A 17,294-nucleotide genomic window follows, 5' to 3' on the forward strand; every position below is an offset into this window, starting at 1 on the left:
CTAGAAGTACCCCTCGCGCTTGCGGTCTTCCATCGCGGCCTCGGACATCTTGTCGTCGGCGCGGGTCGCGCCCCGCTCGGTGAGGCGGGAGGCGGCGATCTCGGTGATGACGGCGTCCAGGGTGGTGGCGTCGGAGTCGACGGCACCGGTGCAGGACATGTCCCCGACGGTGCGGTAGCGGACCTGGCGGACCTCGGTCTTCTCGTGGTCCTTGGGGCCGCCCCACTCACCGGCGGTCAGCCACATACCCGAGCGGCTGAAGACCTCGCGCTCGTGGGCGAAGTAGATCTCCGGGAGTTCGATGCCCTCGCGCTCGATGTACTGCCAGACGTCGAGCTCGGTCCAGTTGGAGATGGGGAAGACGCGGACGTGCTCGCCGGGAGCGTGGCGGCCGTTGTAGAGCTGCCACAGCTCGGGGCGCTGGCGGCGGGGGTCCCACTGGGAGAACTCGTCGCGCAGGGAGAAGACGCGCTCCTTGGCGCGGGCCTTCTCCTCGTCGCGCCGTCCGCCGCCGAACACCGCGTCGAAGCGGTGCTGCTGGATGGCCTCGGTGAGCGGGACCGTCTGGAGGGGGTTGCGGGTGCCGTCGGGACGCTCACGGAGCTTGCCGGCGTCGATGTACTCCTGGACGGAGGCGACGTGCAGGCGCAGCCCGTGCTTCTCGACGGTGCGGTCGCGGTACTCGAGGACCTCGGGGAAGTTGTGCCCGGTGTCCACGTGCAGCAGCGTGAAGGGGATGGGCGCGGGTGCGAAGGCCTTCAGCGCCAGGTGCAGCATCAGGATCGAGTCCTTGCCGCCGGAGAAGAGGATCACCGGCCGCTCGAACTCCCCCGCCACCTCACGGAAGATGTGCACCGCCTCGGACTCCAAAGAGTCCAGGTGGCTCAGCGCGTACGGGTTGACGGTGCCTTCCGGCACGGTGGCGACGGTGCTCACGCCAGGCCCCTCTCGGTGAGCAGCGCGTGAAGCGCCGCTGCGGACTCCTGCACGGTCTGCTGGTGCGACTCGATCCGCAGATCCGGCGACCCGGGTGCCTCGTAGGGGTCGTCGACCCCGGTGAGACCACTGATCTCGCCCGCCGCCTGCTTGGCGTAGAGCCCCTTCACATCGCGCTCGGAGCACACCTCGACCGGGGTCGCGACGTGCACCTCGAGATACGCGGTGCCCTCCTGCTGATGACGCTTGCGCACCGCGTCACGGCTGTCGGCGTACGGGGCGATGACCGGGACGAGGGCCTTCACACCGTTGGCGGCCAGCAGTTCGGCGACGAAGCCGATCCGCTGGACGTTGGTGTGACGGTCCTCGCGGGAGAAGCCGAGGCCCGCGGAGAGGAACTCCCGGATCTCGTCACCGTCCAGAACCTCGACCCGGTGCCCTTCACCGCGCAGCCGGCCCGCCAGTTCGTACGCGATGGTGGTCTTGCCGGCGCTCGGCAGACCGGTGAGCCAGACGGTGGCTCCCGTCTCCGTCACGCTCATCGATATCTCCTGATCAGTCGTCATCAGCCGTGCAGCCCGCATTCGGTCTTGCCACGCCCGGCCCAGCGGCCGGCGCGCGCGTCCTCGCCCTCCAGCACCCGCCGGGTGCAGGGCGCGCAGCCGACGGAGGCGTAGCCGTCCATCAGCAGCGGGTTGGTCAGAACTCCGTGCTCGGCGACGTAGGCGTCCACGTCCTCCTGGGTCCACCGGGCGATCGGTGAGACCTTGACCTTGCGGCGCTTCTCGTCCCAGCTCACGACCGGGGTTCCGGCCCGGGTGGGGGACTCGTCGCGGCGCAGGCCGGTCGCCCAGGCGGCGTACGCGGTCAGGCCCTCTTCCAGGGGCTTGACCTTCCGCAGCGCGCAGCACAGGTCGGGGTCGCGGTCGTGCAGCTTCGGCCCGTACTCGGCGTCCTGCTCGGCCACCGACTGACGCGGCGTCAGCGTGATGAGGTTGACGTCCATCACGGCGTCCACCGCGTCCCGCGTGCCGATGGTCTCCTCGAAGTGGTAGCCGGTGTCCAGGAAGACCACGTCCACACCGGGGAAGACCTGGGAGGCCAGGTGGGCGACGACCGCGTCCTCCATGGAGGAGGTCACGCAGAAGCGCTTGCCGAAGGTGTCGGCCGCCCACCTCAGGATGTCGCTCGCGGAGGCGTCCTCGAGCTCGCGCCCGGCCCGCTCCGCCAGTTCCTTCAGGGCTTCGTCGGTCAGCTCGCTCACGAGCAGAGTGCCCGTCATGTCCCGTCCCCTTCCATGTCGTCGCGCTGGAGCCCCTGGGCCAGGAGGCCCAGGAACTTCAGCTGGAACGCACGGTTGCAGGAAGCGCATTCCCAGGCGCCGTGTCCGGTCTCGTGCGGGCGCAGGTCCTCGTCACCGCAGTACGGGCAGTAGAACGGCGCGGCTCGTTCGCTCATGACAGCGACTCCGCACTGGCGCGGGCCGCCCAGGTCGCGAAACGCTCGCCCTCCTCGCGCTCCTCCTGGAAGTTGACGAGCACCCGCTCCACGTAGTCCGGGAGTTCGGCCGAGGTGACCTTCAGGCCGCGGACCTTGCGGCCGAAGCCGGCCTCCAGGCCGAGCGCGCCGCCGAGGTGCACCTGGTAGCCCTCGACCTGGTTGCCGTCGGCGTCCAGCATCAGCTGGCCCTTGAGGCCGATGTCGGCGGTCTGGATACGGGCGCAGGCGTTGGGGCAGCCGTTGATGTTGATGGAGAGCGGCTCCTCGAAGTCCGGCAGGCGGCGCTCCAGTTCGTCGATGAGCGCGGCGCCCCGCGCCTTCGTCTCGACGATCGCCAGCTTGCAGAACTCGATGCCGGTGCAGGCCATCGTGCCGCGCCGGAACGGTGAGGCGTTCACCTGGAAGCCCAGCGCCTCCAGGCCGGCGGTCAGTGACTCGATCCGGTCCTGCTCGACGTCCAGGACGATCATCTTCTGCTCGACGGTCGTGCGGACCCGGCCCGAGCCGTGTGCCTCGGCCAGATCGGCGAGCTTGGCCAGGGTCGAGCCGTCCACCCGGCCGACGCGCGGCGCGAAGCCCACGTAGTAACGGCCGTCCTGCTGCTGGTGCACCCCGATGTGGTCGCGCCAGCGGGAGGAGGGCTGCGCGGGCGGCGGGCCGTCCAGCATCGGCCGCTTGAGGTACTCGTCCTGAAGGATCTGGCGGAACTTCTCCGGACCCCAGTCGGCCATCAGGAACTTCAGGCGGGCGCGCGTGCGCAGGCGGCGGTAGCCGTAGTCGCGGAAGATCCCGACGACACCGGCCCATACGTCGGGGACCTCGTCCAGCGGCACCCAGGCGCCCAGGCGTTCGGCGAACCGGGGGTTGGTGGAGAGTCCGCCGCCGACCCACAGGTCGAAGCCGGGGCCGTGCTCGGGGTGGTCGACGCCCACGAACGCGATGTCGTTGATCTCGTGCACCACGTCCTGGACCGGCGAGCCCGAGATCGCGGTCTTGAACTTGCGGGGCAGGTTGGAGAACTCCTTGCTGCCGATGTACCGCTCGTGGATCTCGTCGACGGCGGGCGTGCCGTCGATGATCTCGTCCGCGGCGATGCCGGCCACAGGCGAGCCGATGATCACGCGCGGGCAGTCACCGCAGGCCTCGGTGGTCGAGAGCCCGACGGCCTCCAGCTTCTCCCAGATGGCCGGGACGTCCTCGATGCGGATCCAGTGCAGCTGGACGTTCTGCCGGTCGGTGACGTCGGCGGTGCCGCGCGCGTACTCCTGCGAGATCTCGCCGATGACGCGCAGCTGCGCGGTGGTCAGCCGTCCGCCGTCGATGCGCACACGGAGCATGAAGTAGCGGTCGTCCAGCTCCTCCGGCTCCAGAACGGCGGTCTTGCCGCCGTCGATGCCCGGGCGGCGCTGCGTGTACAGGCCCCACCAGCGCATGCGTCCGCGCAGGTCGTTCGGGTCGATGGAGTCGAAGCCGCGCTTGGAGTAGATCGTCTCGATGCGTGTCCGCACATTGAGACTGTCGTCGTCCTTCTTGAACTGCTCGTTCCCGTTCAGCGGGGTGAAGTGACCCATGGCCCACTGACCTTCACCACGGTGACGTCCGGCCTTGCGGCGGGGCGTGGCGGTAGCAGGCTTCTCGGGGATGGCGGCCATGGCGATACGTCCTTCGGGACTGCAGGAGGGCGGCTCTGAACTGCACACTCGCGTGAGGCGCGGCGGTGCGCAGGGGGTGGAGCGGAGACTTCGGGGATTCGCGGTGCTGGAGACTCTCAGCGGACCGGACAGATGGCGCTGGACATGCGGCCGAGGTCGACGTGCCGCCGACTCACCAAGGCAATTCCAGTTCCAGACATGACGGAAGCGTGTCACGCGGATCTCGGGCCAGTCCACCACGATCCATTATGTGGACGAGATGGTCCCGAGATGTGAGACATTGTGGTGTCGATCACTCCCCGGTGTCGACAAAGCGATACCGGGGGTGCGTCGTCAGGCGTGGGCGCCGGGCCAGGGACCGGGGTTCGCGACGTCGGGCTCCTGCTCGACCTTGGTGTCGAACAGGCGGAAACCCCGCCGCAGGTAGTTGTCCATCGCGTGAGGGCCGTCGTTCGAGCACGTGTGCACCCACACCCGCTTCGTCGGGGTCCGGTCCGGGTGCCGCTCCGCGAGGTCCCAGGCGCGCGCCACGCCGTACGACAGCAGGTGCCCGCCGATCCGGCGCCCCCGGAAGGCCGGGATCAGCCCGAAGTAGGCGACCTCCACCGCGCCGTCCGCCTGGGGGTCGAGCTCGATGAACCCCGCCGGGGTCCCGTGCTCGTACGCCACCCACGTCTCGGATCCCGGACGGTCCAGGATCTCCTGCCACTGCGCGTAGGTGAGGCCCAGCCGGTCGGTCCAGCGGACGTCCCCGCCCACCGCCGTGTAGAGGAACCGGCTGAACTCCGGCAGCGGTGTCTCCGCGCGCGTGACGGTGACCCCGGCCACGGGGGCTGCCGCGGGGCTCAGATCGGCCGGCGAGGTCTGCTCCAAGGACCAGACGGTCACGTCGGAGAGGGCGGGGGCGGGGTCGGTGAAGTCGCTCATGGCGGTCAGAGAACCACGGCCGCCGCTCCGCGCCCAAACCGGGCCCGCTCAGACCGTCCCCGCAGGTGTGCGCGCCCTGAGCACCACCGGAGCCGTCGAGCGGGGCAGCAGGTCGGCGGGCTCGTCCGGATGGACGACCTCCACCCCGACGCCCTCGTGGAACCGGTACGGGCGGTGCGCCAGCACCTCCGCGAGATGGCGGCGCATCCGCGATATCTCGGCCCGCACCGTCACCGTCCTGGTCGCGTCGCCGAAGACGTCCTCGGCGAGCTCGGCAGCCGTGCGCCCCTCCCGGTGCCGGGCCAGCGCGTACAGCAGCTCCGCGTGACGGGGCGAGAGCCGGCGCGTCCAGCTGCCCAGGGGCCCCGCCACATGGACCGTGAGCTCCCGCTCCCGGCTCAGGTCGAGCACCACACGGCGGGGGGGCCGGTCGTACGCGCCGTCCGCGACCTGCACCAGCCAGCCGCCGGGCAGCGGCTCCACCCGGCACATCCCGAGCGAGGCCAGCCACACCGTGCCCGGCCGGAGCGACTTGGGCAGCGGCAGCCGGTCCACGGGAGGCATCCCGCTGACGGCGGCCAGCCGGCCGTGGGTGTCCACCACCAGGGCGCGGCCGCCCAGCCGGCACAGGATGGGCGCGGCCACCGAGCGCAGCCGCTCGATCGCCACCAGATGCCGGTTGCGCAGCTCGCCCTCCGCCAGCGCCGCCACCGAACCGACCAGCGCCAGCGTCGCCGGGTGGAAGGTGGAGGCGGGACCGCTGATGTCGACGATGCCCATCAGCCGGCCGTCCCGGGGGTCGCGCACGGGTGCCGCCGCGCACGTCCAGGTGTGCAGGGCGCGGATGAAGTGCTCGGCGGAGTGGACCTGGACGGGGGTGCGCGCGGCGAGCGCGGTACCGATGGCGTTGGTCCCCGTCGCGGACTCCGCCCAGGCGGCACCCTCCTCCAGGCAGATGTCCCTGGCCCGGCGCATCACGGCCGCGTGCCCCTGACGCCACAGGACCCGGCCCTCGGTGTCGGTGACCACCATGATCTGCTGCGCGGCGTCCGCGATCGTGGCCAGCCCGTCCCGCAGCAGGGGCATGACCTCGCCGATCGCCGCCGCTCTGCGCCGGTGCTCGATCTCGTCCGTCTCCAGGAGCCTGCTCTCCGGGGCCTGCTCCGGGTCCATCCCGCTGCGCAGCACACGGTCCCAGGAGGCCTCGATCTCCGCGCGCGGAACGGCGGCCGTGCGCTCGCCCGCCAGCCGGGCCTCCCGTGCCCGGTGGACCAGGCGCTCGGTCACCGCGGGGTACGAGGCGCTCTTCGGCCGTGCCGGCGCGACAGGGCGTGTGTCCATGGCGTGTCCCCCTACGCGACGTGGGTCCGGCCCGGAAGAGGGGAACCGGCCCCGAAGGACCCATCCTGCCGTGCGAGGGTCCTCCTGACCGGCACTCCACGCAATGGTTGCAACCCCTTGCAACTCTGGTGACGGCCCGTGGACCGTACGAGAGTGGCGTCACACCGTGCGGGGAGTCCTCGACCCCACCGCGTGGTGGTGCACAAGCGTGGAGGGTGGTGCCGTGTCGGCGCAGCACCACCCTCCGGCGTTTGCCCTCGGGGCCTCCCGCGCGGTCCCGGCTCCCGGACCCGAGTGTGCCGGTCAGGCAGCAGGAGTTGTTCCCCCTGCGGGTCATGGAGTCAAGCGTGCGCCCACCCCCCTCGGCCCTCGCCGCCCAGGGAGTGAACCCCCTGCCGGACACGCTCTCCCTACGTCCAGGACACCTCGGGGCATGTCTCTGCCCACGAGTGCTGGAGCCCGCTCGGGTGCTGGGTGCGCGGCCCCTGCTTGGCGGCACCTGCCGGGGGTACCAGCGGAGCACTGGCCCGAGGGAAGGAGCTTGGAGTGTCCGAAGCGCGTGACGTGGTGGCCGCGATCATCGATGACCATCGCACCATGGAGGAACTTCTCCGGCGGATGCGGAGTGTGGAGGAGGACCGGGAGGCGGCCCTGAAGGACTTCGCCGCGCTCCTCATCGCCCACGCGGAGGCGGAGGAGGCCGAGGTGTACCCCGCGCTCAAGCGGTTCCGGAACGTGGACGACGAGGAGGTCGAGCACGGCGAGGAGGAGCACCACGAGGGCAATGAGGCGCTCCTTGCGCTTCTGGAGGTGGAAGAGGTCGGCTCCGACGCGTGGGACGAGAAGCTGGAGGACCTCGCCACAGCCGTCACGCACCACCTCGACGAGGAGGAGCGCACGATCCTCAACGGGGCACGGGAGAACGTTCCGGACGAGCGGCGCGCCGAGCTCGGTGCGGTCTTCCTCCGGGACAGGGAGAAGCACCTGAAGGCCGACTGCGGGAGCATCGAGAACGTCCGCGCGGCCGTCCGTGCGCAGTGAACCTCACGGTCGACGGCACCGGTCAGGTACGGCCTGACCGGTGCCGTCGACCGTTTCGGCGTGATCGTCCCACGGTGGGAGCCGTTCGTCTTTCCCGCTCCGTGATCGTGGTGGCGACGATCGTCGTCGCGCGCCGACACGGAAGATGAGACGGATCCCGGCTGCCGGTGCGGCCTGCTGTGCTTCCCACCCGGCCCCGCGCGACCGGCGCCCCTAGCCCTCCTGGGCGCGCGCCCGCTCCACGACCGCGGCGAGATCCAGACTGTGCGGCAGCGTCCCGAAGACCGATCCCCGGTCCCCGCCCAGCCGTGAGGCGCAGAACGCGTCCGCGACCTCGGGCGGTGCCCAACGGAGCAGCAGGGAGCCCTGAAGCACCAGGGCCATCCGCTCCACCAGCCGCCGGGCCCGCGCCTCGGCACCGTCCAGGTCCGCCAGTTCGGTCAGCAGGTCCTTGATCGCCGCGTCGAGCCGGTGGTCGGCGCCACGCGCCGCGCCGACCTCCCGCAGGAAGGCGTCGAGTGCCCCCGGCTCGCGCTGCAGCGCCCGCAGCACGTCGAGGGCCTGTACGTTGCCCGAGCCCTCCCAGATGGAGTTGAGCGGTGCCTCCCGCAGCAGCCGGGGCATCCCGGACTCCTCCACGTAGCCGTTGCCGCCGAGACACTCCAGGGCCTCCCCGACCACCGCCGTGCACCGCTTCGTCACCCAGTACTTGGCGGCCGGCACCGCGATCCGCAGAAAGGCCCGTTCCGCCTCCGTGTCCGCGTCGTACGCGGCTGCCAGCCGCAGCGCGAGGGTCGTCGCCGCCTCCGACTCCAGGGCCAGGTCCGCCAGCACGTTGCGCATCAGCGGCTTCTCGATCAGCAGCCCGCCGAACGCGCTGCGGTAGGCGCTGTGGTGGATCGCCTGCGCCACCGCCTGGCGCATCAGCGCCGCCGAACCGACCACGCAGTCCAGCCGGGTCGCCGCCACCATCTCGATGATCGTGCGGACGCCGCGCCCCTCCTCGCCGACCCGGCGGGCCCACGTCCCGTCGAACTCGACCTCGCTCGACGCGTTGGACCTGTTGCCCAGTTTGTCCTTGAGCCGCTGGATCGCGAACACGTTGCGGACGCCGTCCGGCAGGACCCGGGGCACGAGGAAGCAGCTCAGCCCGCCCGGCGCCTGCGCCAGCACCAGGAAGCCGTCGGACATGGGTGCCGAACAGAACCACTTGTGGCCGGTGAGCAGGTACTCCCCGTCGCCGGGGAGCGGCTCGGCGCGGGTGGTGTTGGACCGCACGTCGGTGCCGCCCTGCTTCTCCGTCATGCCCATCCCGAAGAGCACACCGGCCTTCTGCGCCGGGGGCCGCAGCCCCTCCTCGTACACGTGCGACGTCAGCAGCGGCTCCCACTCCGCGGCCAGCGACGGGTCGGTCCGCAGCGCCGGGACCGCCGCGTGCGTCATGGACAGCGGGCAGCCGTGGCCGGCCTCGGCCTGCGTCCAGACCAGGAACCCCGCCGCGCGCCGGACATGGCCCCCCTGCCTGCCCCAGGCGTCCGTCAGCCCGGACGTGACCGCGTGCCCCAGCAGCCGGTGCCACGCGGGGTGGAAGTCCACCTCGTCGACGCGGTGCCCGTAGCGGTCGTGCGTACGCAGCTTCGGCGGGTTCTGGTCGGCCTGCGCACCCCACTGCTGGGCCTGGAGCGAGCCGGCGGACCGGCCCAGCCCGCCGAGTTCCTCGCGGGCCTCGGCGAGGATCCCGGGCGCGAGATGCCGCTCGACCGCTTCCGTCAGTGCCCGGTCCGCTGCGAAGACGTCGTAGCCGACCAGCGGCGGGACCTGGTTGGTCACTGTGTGGGTGCTAGGTGCCATGCCGATACGGTAAGGAGGTGCAGGCAGCAAATGAAACACCCGAGCGGCCACCGGGCCGGCTCCACCGGGCTCGCGTCCTCTACCGCAACGTGTCGAAGCGGCAGATGGCATGGCAGTTGCTCAAGGACACGGTCAACTCGTGCATCGAGTACCGCATCCTCGGCCTCGCGGCGGAGGCCGCGTTCTTCACCCTGCTGTCCCTGCCTCCGCTGCTGCTCGGCCTGATCGGGCTGCTCGGATACGTCGACGACTGGACGGCCACCACCACGGTCGCCTCCATCGAGCGCAACATCCTGGGCGCGGTGCAGACGGTGCTGTCCGAGCGGGGCGTCAACGACATCGCCAAACCGCTCATAGCCGACGTGACCACGGGTGCGCGCCCCGACGTCATCTCCCTCGGCTTCGCGATCGCGCTCTGGTCGGGTTCACGCGCCGTGAACGTCTTCATCGACACCATCACCGTGATGTACGGGCTCGACGGCCACCGCGGCATCGTCAAGACCCGGTTGCTCGCCTTCCTGCTGTACGTGGTCGCCCTGCTGCTGGGGGCGGTGGTGCTGCCGCTGCTGGTGGTCGGCCCGGACCGGGTGGTCGATTTCGTCCCGTGGGGCACCGAGGTGCTGGCCGTCATGTACTGGCCCTTGGTCATCATCCTCTCCATCGCCTTCCTGACGACGCTCTACCACGTGTCCGTCCCGGTCCGTTCGCCGTGGATAGAGGACGTGCCCGGGGCGCTCGTGGCGCTCGGCATGTGGGTGCTGGGCAGCTTCCTGCTGCGGATCTACCTCACGAGCACCGTCGAAGGACCCACCATCTACGGGTCGCTGGCCGCACCCATCGCCGTACTGCTATGGATAGGTATCTCCGCTTTCGCCGTACTCGTCGGTGCCGCCGTGAACGCGGCGATCGACCGGGTATGGCCCTCGCTGGCCACGGCGGCGGCACGCGAGGTCACCGAGCGCGCACGGGCGGCGCAGGCCGCCGAACTCCTGGCCCGTACCCAGGCGGCCAACTGGGACGCGTACGCGGACGACGACGAGGACGTGTCCATGCCCTCCGAATTCCCCGAACGCTGGTCCCGTTTCCTGCCTCCGGACGATGTGAAGTCCCGCCTGCACGGCAATCGCGACAAGGACGCCCCCTGAAGGCGCCTTCGCCGGCCAGGGTGACCATGGGCGCACGGTACGAGGAGCGGGCATCGCGCTTCGGCGGCGCGGTCCTGTGGACCTGGAGCGGCTCGCGCGACCCCGCGAGGCCGGTGCTCCCCGACGGCTGCATGGACCTGCTGTGGGCCGGCGGCCGGCTCCTGGTGGCAGGCCCCGACACCCACGCGTTCACCCCCGCCGCCGCGCTCTCCGGCAGCTGCGCGGGCATCCGCTTCGCCCCCGGCACCGCACCCGCGCTCCTGGGCGTGCCGGCGTACGAGCTGCGCGACCGCCGGGTCGCCCTCGACGCCCTATGGCCGGACCGGGAGGTCCGCGGGCTCACCGAGCGGATCGGCGCGGCGAAGGACCCGGCCGCCGCGCTGGAGGACATCGCCCTGCGCCGGGCGGCCGGCACCGCGCCCCCCGACCCGCTCACGGAGGCCGTCGCCGCGCAGCTGCGGCAGGGCCGTTCCGTCGCCGCGACCGCGCGGGGCGTCGGGCTGGGTGCCCGCCAGCTCCACCGCCGTTCCCTCGCCGCCTTCGGTTACGGCCCCAAGACCCTGGCCAGGGTCCTGAGGCTCCAGCGCGCCCTGGCCCTCGTCCGGGAGGGAACGTCCTACGCCGAGGCCGCGTGCGCCGCCGGCTGCGCCGACCAGGCGCATCTGGCCCGCGAGATGCGGGACCTCGCCGGGACGACGCTGGGCGCCTACTTCGCCGGGGCCGGTGACGACGTACCGGCGGCGAACAGCGAGACCGCGCAGCCGTCCGGGTCCAGTACGACCGCGTAGCGCTGCCCCCACACGGCGTCCCAGGGCTCCAGGTGGCCCGCGTACCCCGCGGCGGTCAGGTCGGCGTACACCGCGTCCACCTCCGCCGGGCTGTCGCAGAGGAAGGCGAGCCCGAGGCGCTCGCCGCCCTTCGACCCCGTCCAGCCCGGGTCGAAGGAACGGACGACGTCCTCGGTGTCCCACAGCAGGCGCTGCCCTCCGGGAAGGGCCACCTCGACGTGGGGCGCCGACCCGGCGTCCTCGGGGATGTCGAGCCCGAGCCTGCGGTAGAAGGCGAGCGAGGCGGCCAGGTCGGCGGTGGTGACGGAGATCGCGTCGAGTCGTGGAGTCATGGGACGACCGTAGGCCGGGGCCCGGTCCCCGGTCTTGTACGAAACGGTCACGGCCCCGGCGGGCCCTACACGCAGTCGGCGGGCGAGGTGCCCCGGTCCGTCAGGGACAGGCCCAGCTCGGCCCGTTCGGTGAGCCAGCGGGTCGGCCGGTACCGCGGGTCGCCGGTCGTCGCGTGCAGCGCCCGCTGAAGGTCCAGCAGGCGCGCGGCCCCGATGCGGTCGCCCCAGGCCAGCGGGCCCACGGGATAACCGAGGCCGGTCGTCACGGCGAGGTCGATGTCCGCCGGGGTGGCCAGCGAGCGCTCCGCGATGGACGCGGCCACCGAGACCACCGAGGCGAGCAGCCGCTGCGCCACCGAACCCGCGGTGTCCCGCACCACCGACACGGCGTGGGGCTCCCCGCCGTCCGCCGCTCGCGCCAGCACCGCGCGGGCGTCCCGCGCGGCGGCGGGGTCGGACGCCGGGGTGACGGCGAGGACCCGGCGGCGGCCCGCCGCCGGCAGGGGGTCCACGCCGAAGGTGCGCGCGGCGGGCAGCCCCAGCGAGGCCACCGCCGCCGCCACGGTGGTGCCCCAGACGGGGACCAGGACCACGGCGGCCTCGGAGGGTTCCGGGCCGTCCTCGACCGTGGCCCCGGCGGCGGACAGCGCGTCCCGCAGACCCTCGCGCCCCTCGCCCGCCACGAAGACCGGGCGGCCGGAGTCGCCCGTCACCGGTGCCTCCGGGGCGGGGGCGGGTGCCTCGGGACCGTACGCGTACCAGCCCCGGCCGGTCTTGCGGCCGTGCAGACCGGCGGTCACCCGGTTCGGGGTGAGGTAGGAGGGGCGCAGCCGGTCCTCGTGGCGAAAGCCCTGCCAGATCGAGTCGATCACCGCAGCGGTGACGTCGAGTCCCGTGAGGTCCGTCAGCTCGAACGGGCCCATGCGCAGCCCCAGGACGTCCCGGGCGATGCGGTCGATGTCGGCCGGGCCCGCCACCGACTCCTCCAGCAGTGCCAGGGCCTCCGTCACCAGGCCGCGGCCGGCGTGGTTGACCAGGAATCCGGGGGTGTCGGCGACGGTCACCGCGCGATGGCCGCAGCTCTCGACCAGCGCGGTCAGGGCCGGAGGGATCTCCGGGCGGGTCGCGGCGCCCGGCACGACCTCGACGATCTTCATCAGGGGGACGGGGTTGAAGAAGTGCAGCCCGGCCAGCCGGCCCGGGTCCCGCAGCGACGCGGCGATCCGGGTCACCGAGAGGGACGAGGTGTTGGTCGCGAAGACGGCGGAGTCCGGCAGGGCCTCCTCCAGCTTCCCGAACACCTCGGCCTTGGTGTCCAGGTCCTCCCGTACGGCCTCGATGACCAGCTCGACCTCCGGGCCCGGGGCCCACGGGTCGTCCAGCGGCACCAGCCGCTCCAGGGCCGAGGCGGCCTCGCCGGAGGTCGTCCGGCCCTTCTGGACCGCGCGTTCCAGCATGGACCGCACGAAGTCGACGGCCGCTGTCACCGCCTCGGTCCGGACGTCGCAGAGCTCGACGGTGTGCCCGGCGGCCGCTGCCCACTGGGCGATGCCCCGGCCCATGGCTCCGGCTCCGACGATCCTGATACGCATGGCGGTGACGTCCTCTCGGCAGGTGTGGTCAGTCGATGGCAGAGACGGTAGACGCGCCGGGTCAGCGCAGGTAGACGCGGCCCGGGTCGACGTCCTCGCGCAGCAGCCGCAGCTCCGCCGCCGTCGGAGGGGGCACGGTGGCGACGGTGTCGGCGACCAGGAGGTCCCAGCCCGTGGCTGCGCGGACCTGATCGACCGTCACTCCCGGGTGTACGGCGACGAGCCGGAGTTCCTCCCCGGCGCCGGCGCGGGCCAGGATGCCCAGTTCGGTGATGACCCGGGTGACGCCCGCGCCCAGCGGCCGGATGCCCTCGGCGAGCGCGCGGTCCGGCCCCGGAGTGGTGCAGAAGTCCAGGGCCGCCGTGAAGGAGCGCGGGTTGTGACGGCGCATCACCACGAAGACCTCGCGGGAGTTGGCCATCACCTCGACGGCGCCCCCCGACCCGGGGAGGCGTACCGCGGGGCTCTCCCAGTCGCCGATCACGGACGTGTTCAGGTTGCCCCACCGGTCGATCTGCGCGGCGCCGAGGAATCCGACGTCGATGTGACCGCCCTGGAGCACGCAGCCGAACAGCGCCGGCATCGACAGCACGGCCTCCGCGCCCGAGATGAGCACGGAGTCGGCGATGGTCTCCGGCAGGTGGGAGGGGTGCGCCCCGCAGACCCCGGACTCGTACACGACCTCGATCCGCGGGGCGACCGTGAGGTGGGCGAGTTCGGTGGCGAGCGTGGGCAGCCCGATGCCGGCGAACACCGTGCGCCGGGAAGCCAGTTCGCGGGAGGCGACGACCGAGAGCAGCTCGGACGAGGTGACGGCCTCCGGTGCGGTGGTGGTCATGTCCCGTTCCTTCCCCTGCGGCGCGCTCACAGCCGCCGCCCGTAGTTCACCGGTTCGCTGAGCGCCTCGCCCACCGCGAGCCCCGCCCAGAAGTCCTCGCCCAGCTTGGCGGTGTACTCGGCGTGGTCGGCCGTGCCGTACACCCACTCCGCCAGCCAGGCCCGCAGCCGCTCCGGGTCCTTGCTGATGTGCGACCAGGCCCGGTAGAAGGCGTTGTCACGGTCGTAGTACCCCTGCGCGAACGAGGGGTGCGCCCCGCGCGGGCAGACGACGACGGCGTCCACGGCGTGGGACGGGACGACCGTCCGGTTGGGGTCGGAGCGGACCACGTCGTCGGCGACGACCTCCTCGACGACGACGATCGCCTTGTCCGCCGCGTAGACCGCCTCCGCCTGGATGCCGGTCAGCCCCCAGATCTGGGTGTTGCCCCGGCGGTCGGCCCGCTGGGCGTGGATGATCGTCACGTCGGGGTTCACGGGCGGCACGACGTAGATCTGCTCCGGTTCCCCGTCGGGTCCCGGATAGGGCGACGTCACCTTGCGCAGATCGCTGTTGACGGACGGCAGATCGCTGCCGCCGTAGCTGCGCAGCGGGTAGAACGGCAGCCGCTGGGACCCCGCCAGGTAGCGGCAGACCATCCCGTAGTGGCTGTACTCCTCGAAGGCCAGCGGCGCCGGGTCGGCGCGCTCGATCCTGCGCCGCAGCTCACCGAGCGAACCGGCGGAGGAGTTGCCGACGAAGGAGGAGACCAGCCGCGAGACGCAGCCCGCGGCGAGCATCTGGTCCACCACGATGTCCGCCGTCATCCGCACGACGGTGAGGTCCTTGCGGCCCTGGCGGATGATCTCGTGCCCCGCGGCAGTGGGGACGAGATGGGTGAACCCCTCGAGGCTGACGGTGGCCCCGTCGTGCACGAAAGCGGCGACGGCCTCCTTCATCGACATGACTTTTCCGGGCCCGTCGGCCGTATCCGTCCGCTCCACGGTGCTCCTCGGCGAGTGCGTACTGGTCGCCCTCACCGTGTCAGCGCCCATTGATTGCTGTCCAATACCAAATTAAGGTCAGATCAAGACCGATGGTTAATGAATGGAAGCTCCGATGGAACTGCGTCATCTGACCGCGTTCACCGCCGTCGCCGAGGAGCTGCACTTCGGCCGCGCGGCCAAGCGGCTGCAGATGGCCCAGCCGCCGCTCAGCCAGCAGATCCGGCAGCTGGAGAAGGAGCTCGGCGTCCAGCTCTTCGAGCGGAACACCCGCTCGGTGCGGCTCACCAGCGCGGGGGAGTCCTTCCTCGAACCCGTACGGACCGTCCTCGCCGACCTCGACGCGGCGGTACGGGCCGCCAAGGCCGCCGGACGCGGGGAGTACGGGCGCGTCACGATCGGCTTCGCGGGAGCCTCCAGCCACGAGACGCTGCCCCTCCTGACCCGGGCCGTCCGCGCCGCTCACCCCGGGATCGAGCTGGTCATGAAGGGCCAGACCTACGCCAACGTCGCCCTCTCCCGGGTCGCCGACGGATCCCTCGACCTCGGCTTCGTCCGGCTCCCCGTCACCCAGCCCGGAGTGGCCTGCCGGGTGATCGACGAGGAGGAGCTGCTGTGCGCGCTGCCCTCCGACCACCGGCTCGCACGGTTGGAGAGCATCCCGATCGGCATCCTCGCCGACGAACCCTTCGTCTCCTTCCCCGCGAACGCCGGCTCGACCGTCCGCGACGCGATGGTCCAGGTCTGCGAGGCGGCCGGCTTCAACCCGCGCGTGGTGCAGGAGGCGCCCGACTCGTACACGATCCTGGCCCTCGTCGCAGCGGGCGTCGGCGTCACGCTGACGGTCTCCTCGGTCCGGCACATCCAGCAGAACGGACTGGTCTACCGGCCCCTCGCCGGCCCGCCCGTCCGGCGGCAGGCGGCGCTGGCCTGGCGCACGGACAACCCCTCGGCGGCGCTCCGCGCGGTGCTCGCGGTCGCCGAGGAGGCCCTGCCGACCCCGACGTCGTCCGATTGAGACGCGTGGCGTCTTGAATATGAGGGAACTCGATATTGGACCGACTCAGTGGTCCGGTGCGAAGGTCACCCCACACACCCGAACCCGCCGAAAGGTGTTCCGCCGTGCCGGACCAGACCGATGTCGTCATCTGCGAGCCGCTGCGCACTCCCATCGGGCGTTTCGGCGGCGCGTTCGCCCAGCAGACCCCGGCCGCGCTGGCCGCACGCGTCATCGCCGAGGTCGTCGCCCGTACGGGGATCGATCCGGACCGGGTGGACGAGGTGATCCTCGGGCATGCCTACCCCTCCTCCGAGGCGCCCGCCATCGGCCGGGTCGCCGCCCTGGACGCCGGACTCCCCGACACCGTCACCGGCGCCCAGATCGACCGGCGCTGCGGCTCCGGCCTCCAGGCCGTCCTCGATGCCGCCATGCAGATCCGCGCCGGGTTCAGCGAGGTCGTCATCGCGGGCGGTGTCGACGTCATGAGCGCCGCCCCCTACTACACGCACGACGGGCGCTGGGGCATCAAGGGCCCCGGCCTCCAGCTCCACGACTCGCTGGCCCGGGGCCGCGTCACCGCCGGCGGTGTCCACCACCCCGTACCCGGCGGCATGATCGAGACCGCCGAGAACCTCCGCCGCGCCTACTCCATCAGCCGCGCCGACCAGGACGCCCTTGCCCTGCGCTCGCAGGCGCGCGCCGCCCGTGCCGCGGAGGAGGGGCGCTACGACGCCGAGACCGTCCCCGTGACCGTGCGCACCAGGAAGGGCGAGACGGTCGTCCGGGCCGACGAGCACCCCCGCCCGGACACCACCGCCGAGCAACTCGCCGCGCTGCGACCGATCATGGCCAAGGCCGATCCCGGGGCCACCGTCACCGCGGGCAACGCGAGCGGCCAGAACGACGCGGCCGCCGCCTGCCTGGTCACCAGCGCCGCCACCGCCGAACGGCTCGGGCTCACCCCGCTCGTCCGGCTCGTCTCCTTCGCCCGCGCGGGCGTCCCCGCCGCGACGATGGGCATCGGCCCCGTCCCGGCCACCCACGCGGCCCTCGGCCGGGCCGGCCTCACCCTCGCCGACCTGGACCTGATCGAGGTCAACGAGGCCTTCGCCGCCCAGGTCCTCGCCTGCACCCGCGAGCTGGGCCTCGGCGAGAAGGACCACGAGCAGCGGATCAACGTCAACGGATCAGGCGTCTCGCTCGGCCACCCGGTGGGCGCCACCGGAGCACGCATCCTTGCCACCCTCAGCCGGGAGATGCACCGCAGTCAGGCGCGCTACGGCCTGGAGACCATGTGCATCGGCGGGGGCCAGGGCCTCGCCGCGGTCTTCGAACGCGTCACCGCCTGACGGCCCCGTCCCCCTCGCC

18 protein-coding genes are annotated in these 17,294 nt (G+C 72.1%); 5 read left to right on the forward strand and 13 right to left on the reverse strand.

Annotation, left to right across the window (positions count from 1 at the left end; translation table 11 throughout):
* The 8 genes from cysD to ACFC51_RS14035 form a co-directional block, all read right to left on the reverse strand.
* Positions 1-936, reverse strand: coding sequence for a sulfate adenylyltransferase subunit CysD (gene cysD, locus ACFC51_RS14000; RefSeq protein WP_376371237.1), 936 nt, complete (start codon positions 934-936; stop codon positions 1-3).
* Positions 933-1,502 (reverse strand): adenylyl-sulfate kinase, encoded by a 570-nt coding sequence (gene cysC / locus ACFC51_RS14005; RefSeq protein ID WP_376371240.1) that lies wholly within the window; start codon positions 1,500-1,502, stop codon positions 933-935. The genes cysD and cysC overlap by 4 nt, the downstream gene beginning before the upstream one ends.
* Positions 1,502-2,218, reverse strand: coding sequence for a phosphoadenylyl-sulfate reductase (locus ACFC51_RS14010; protein WP_376528744.1), 717 nt, complete (start codon positions 2,216-2,218; stop codon positions 1,502-1,504). Before ACFC51_RS14010 ends, cysC begins: the two co-directional genes overlap by 1 nt.
* On the reverse strand, positions 2,215-2,394 hold the full coding sequence (locus tag ACFC51_RS14015) for a hypothetical protein (protein ID WP_376528747.1): 180 nt from the start codon (positions 2,392-2,394) through the stop codon (positions 2,215-2,217). The genes ACFC51_RS14010 and ACFC51_RS14015 overlap by 4 nt, the downstream gene beginning before the upstream one ends.
* The gene (locus ACFC51_RS14020) at positions 2,391-4,088 is read right to left on the reverse strand and encodes a nitrite/sulfite reductase (RefSeq protein WP_376528751.1); all 1,698 of its coding nucleotides are present in this window, start codon (positions 4,086-4,088) and stop codon (positions 2,391-2,393) included. The genes ACFC51_RS14015 and ACFC51_RS14020 overlap by 4 nt, the downstream gene beginning before the upstream one ends.
* 116 nt (positions 4,089-4,204) lie before the next feature.
* Positions 4,205-4,288 carry a putative leader peptide gene (locus ACFC51_RS14025; protein WP_349817346.1) on the reverse strand — a complete coding sequence of 28 codons (84 nt, stop codon included), beginning with the start codon at positions 4,286-4,288 and terminating at the stop codon, positions 4,205-4,207.
* Positions 4,289-4,421: 133 nt separating this feature from the next.
* The gene (locus ACFC51_RS14030) at positions 4,422-5,015 is read right to left on the reverse strand and encodes a GNAT family N-acetyltransferase (RefSeq protein WP_376371251.1); all 594 of its coding nucleotides are present in this window, start codon (positions 5,013-5,015) and stop codon (positions 4,422-4,424) included.
* Between the two features lie 48 nt (positions 5,016-5,063).
* Positions 5,064-6,356, reverse strand: coding sequence for a GAF domain-containing protein (locus tag ACFC51_RS14035; RefSeq protein ID WP_376528754.1), 1,293 nt, complete (start codon positions 6,354-6,356; stop codon positions 5,064-5,066).
* 546 nt (positions 6,357-6,902) lie between these two features.
* Between ACFC51_RS14035 and ACFC51_RS14040 the strand changes: the two genes are divergently transcribed.
* On the forward strand, positions 6,903-7,397 hold the full coding sequence (locus ACFC51_RS14040; RefSeq protein WP_376371257.1) for a hemerythrin domain-containing protein: 495 nt from the start codon (positions 6,903-6,905) through the stop codon (positions 7,395-7,397).
* A 213-nt stretch (positions 7,398-7,610) separates the two neighbouring features.
* On the opposite strand, the gene ACFC51_RS14045 is transcribed toward ACFC51_RS14040, so the two are convergent.
* Positions 7,611-9,248 carry an acyl-CoA dehydrogenase family protein gene (locus ACFC51_RS14045; RefSeq protein WP_376528757.1) on the reverse strand — a complete coding sequence of 546 codons (1,638 nt, stop codon included), beginning with the start codon at positions 9,246-9,248 and terminating at the stop codon, positions 7,611-7,613.
* Between the two features lie 17 nt (positions 9,249-9,265).
* Between ACFC51_RS14045 and ACFC51_RS14050 the strand changes: the two genes are divergently transcribed.
* Entirely contained in the window at positions 9,266-10,393 is a 1,128-nt protein-coding gene (locus tag ACFC51_RS14050) for a YihY/virulence factor BrkB family protein (protein WP_376369900.1), read from the forward strand.
* Positions 10,394-10,419: 26 nt separating this feature from the next.
* Entirely contained in the window at positions 10,420-11,181 is a 762-nt protein-coding gene (locus tag ACFC51_RS14055) for a helix-turn-helix domain-containing protein (protein WP_376528759.1), read from the forward strand.
* Here ACFC51_RS14055 and ACFC51_RS14060 read toward each other — a convergent pair.
* The 4 genes from ACFC51_RS14060 to ACFC51_RS14075 form a co-directional block, all read right to left on the reverse strand.
* The gene (locus ACFC51_RS14060) at positions 11,100-11,513 is read right to left on the reverse strand and encodes a VOC family protein (RefSeq protein ID WP_376528761.1); all 414 of its coding nucleotides are present in this window, start codon (positions 11,511-11,513) and stop codon (positions 11,100-11,102) included. The two genes, ACFC51_RS14055 and ACFC51_RS14060, sit on opposite strands and share 82 nt — an antisense overlap.
* Before the next feature lie 65 nt (positions 11,514-11,578).
* The gene (locus tag ACFC51_RS14065; protein ID WP_376528763.1) at positions 11,579-13,105 is read right to left on the reverse strand and encodes a 3-hydroxyacyl-CoA dehydrogenase; all 1,527 of its coding nucleotides are present in this window, start codon (positions 13,103-13,105) and stop codon (positions 11,579-11,581) included.
* Between the two features lie 61 nt (positions 13,106-13,166).
* The gene (locus ACFC51_RS14070; RefSeq protein ID WP_376369893.1) at positions 13,167-13,943 is read right to left on the reverse strand and encodes a CoA-transferase subunit beta; all 777 of its coding nucleotides are present in this window, start codon (positions 13,941-13,943) and stop codon (positions 13,167-13,169) included.
* Positions 13,944-13,969: 26 nt separating this feature from the next.
* Positions 13,970-14,887: a CoA transferase subunit A gene (locus ACFC51_RS14075; RefSeq protein ID WP_376529224.1), complete on the reverse strand. Its 918-nt coding sequence runs from the start codon at positions 14,885-14,887 to the stop codon at positions 13,970-13,972.
* Positions 14,888-15,041: 154 nt separating this feature from the next.
* Here ACFC51_RS14075 and ACFC51_RS14080 point away from each other — a divergent pair, with 154 nt between their 5' ends.
* The gene (locus ACFC51_RS14080) at positions 15,042-15,944 is read left to right on the forward strand and encodes a LysR family transcriptional regulator (RefSeq protein ID WP_376529226.1); all 903 of its coding nucleotides are present in this window, start codon (positions 15,042-15,044) and stop codon (positions 15,942-15,944) included.
* A gap of 104 nt (positions 15,945-16,048) precedes the next feature.
* Positions 16,049-17,275 (forward strand): acetyl-CoA C-acetyltransferase, encoded by a 1,227-nt coding sequence (locus ACFC51_RS14085; RefSeq protein WP_376369891.1) that lies wholly within the window; start codon positions 16,049-16,051, stop codon positions 17,273-17,275.
* Positions 17,276-17,294 lie beyond the last annotated feature (19 nt).

The sequence above is a fragment of the Streptomyces sp. NPDC055962 genome, from assembly GCF_042270185.1.
Lineage (GTDB): Bacteria > Actinomycetota > Actinomycetes > Streptomycetales > Streptomycetaceae > Streptomyces.

Coding starts and splice junctions, on each gene's coding strand:
- ACFC51_RS14075 (WP_376529224.1), bottom strand. CDS start 14,887: ATGTCGATGAAGGAGGCCGTCGCCGCTTTCGTGCACGACGGGGCCACC.
- ACFC51_RS14065 (WP_376528763.1), bottom strand. CDS start 13,105: ATGCGTATCAGGATCGTCGGAGCCGGAGCCATGGGCCGGGGCATCGCC.
- ACFC51_RS14035 (WP_376528754.1), bottom strand. CDS start 6,356: ATGGACACACGCCCTGTCGCGCCGGCACGGCCGAAGAGCGCCTCGTAC.
- ACFC51_RS14070 (WP_376369893.1), bottom strand. CDS start 13,943: ATGACCACCACCGCACCGGAGGCCGTCACCTCGTCCGAGCTGCTCTCG.
- ACFC51_RS14020 (WP_376528751.1), bottom strand. CDS start 4,088: ATGGCCGCCATCCCCGAGAAGCCTGCTACCGCCACGCCCCGCCGCAAG.
- ACFC51_RS14010 (WP_376528744.1), bottom strand. CDS start 2,218: ATGACGGGCACTCTGCTCGTGAGCGAGCTGACCGACGAAGCCCTGAAG.
- ACFC51_RS14055 (WP_376528759.1), top strand. CDS start 10,420: ATGGGCGCACGGTACGAGGAGCGGGCATCGCGCTTCGGCGGCGCGGTC.
- ACFC51_RS14060 (WP_376528761.1), bottom strand. CDS start 11,513: ATGACTCCACGACTCGACGCGATCTCCGTCACCACCGCCGACCTGGCC.
- ACFC51_RS14015 (WP_376528747.1), bottom strand. CDS start 2,394: ATGAGCGAACGAGCCGCGCCGTTCTACTGCCCGTACTGCGGTGACGAG.
- ACFC51_RS14080 (WP_376529226.1), top strand. CDS start 15,042: ATGGAACTGCGTCATCTGACCGCGTTCACCGCCGTCGCCGAGGAGCTG.
- ACFC51_RS14025 (WP_349817346.1), bottom strand. CDS start 4,288: ATGTCTGGAACTGGAATTGCCTTGGTGAGTCGGCGGCACGTCGACCTC.
- ACFC51_RS14045 (WP_376528757.1), bottom strand. CDS start 9,248: ATGGCACCTAGCACCCACACAGTGACCAACCAGGTCCCGCCGCTGGTC.
- ACFC51_RS14030 (WP_376371251.1), bottom strand. CDS start 5,015: ATGAGCGACTTCACCGACCCCGCCCCCGCCCTCTCCGACGTGACCGTC.
- cysC (WP_376371240.1), bottom strand. CDS start 1,502: ATGACGACTGATCAGGAGATATCGATGAGCGTGACGGAGACGGGAGCC.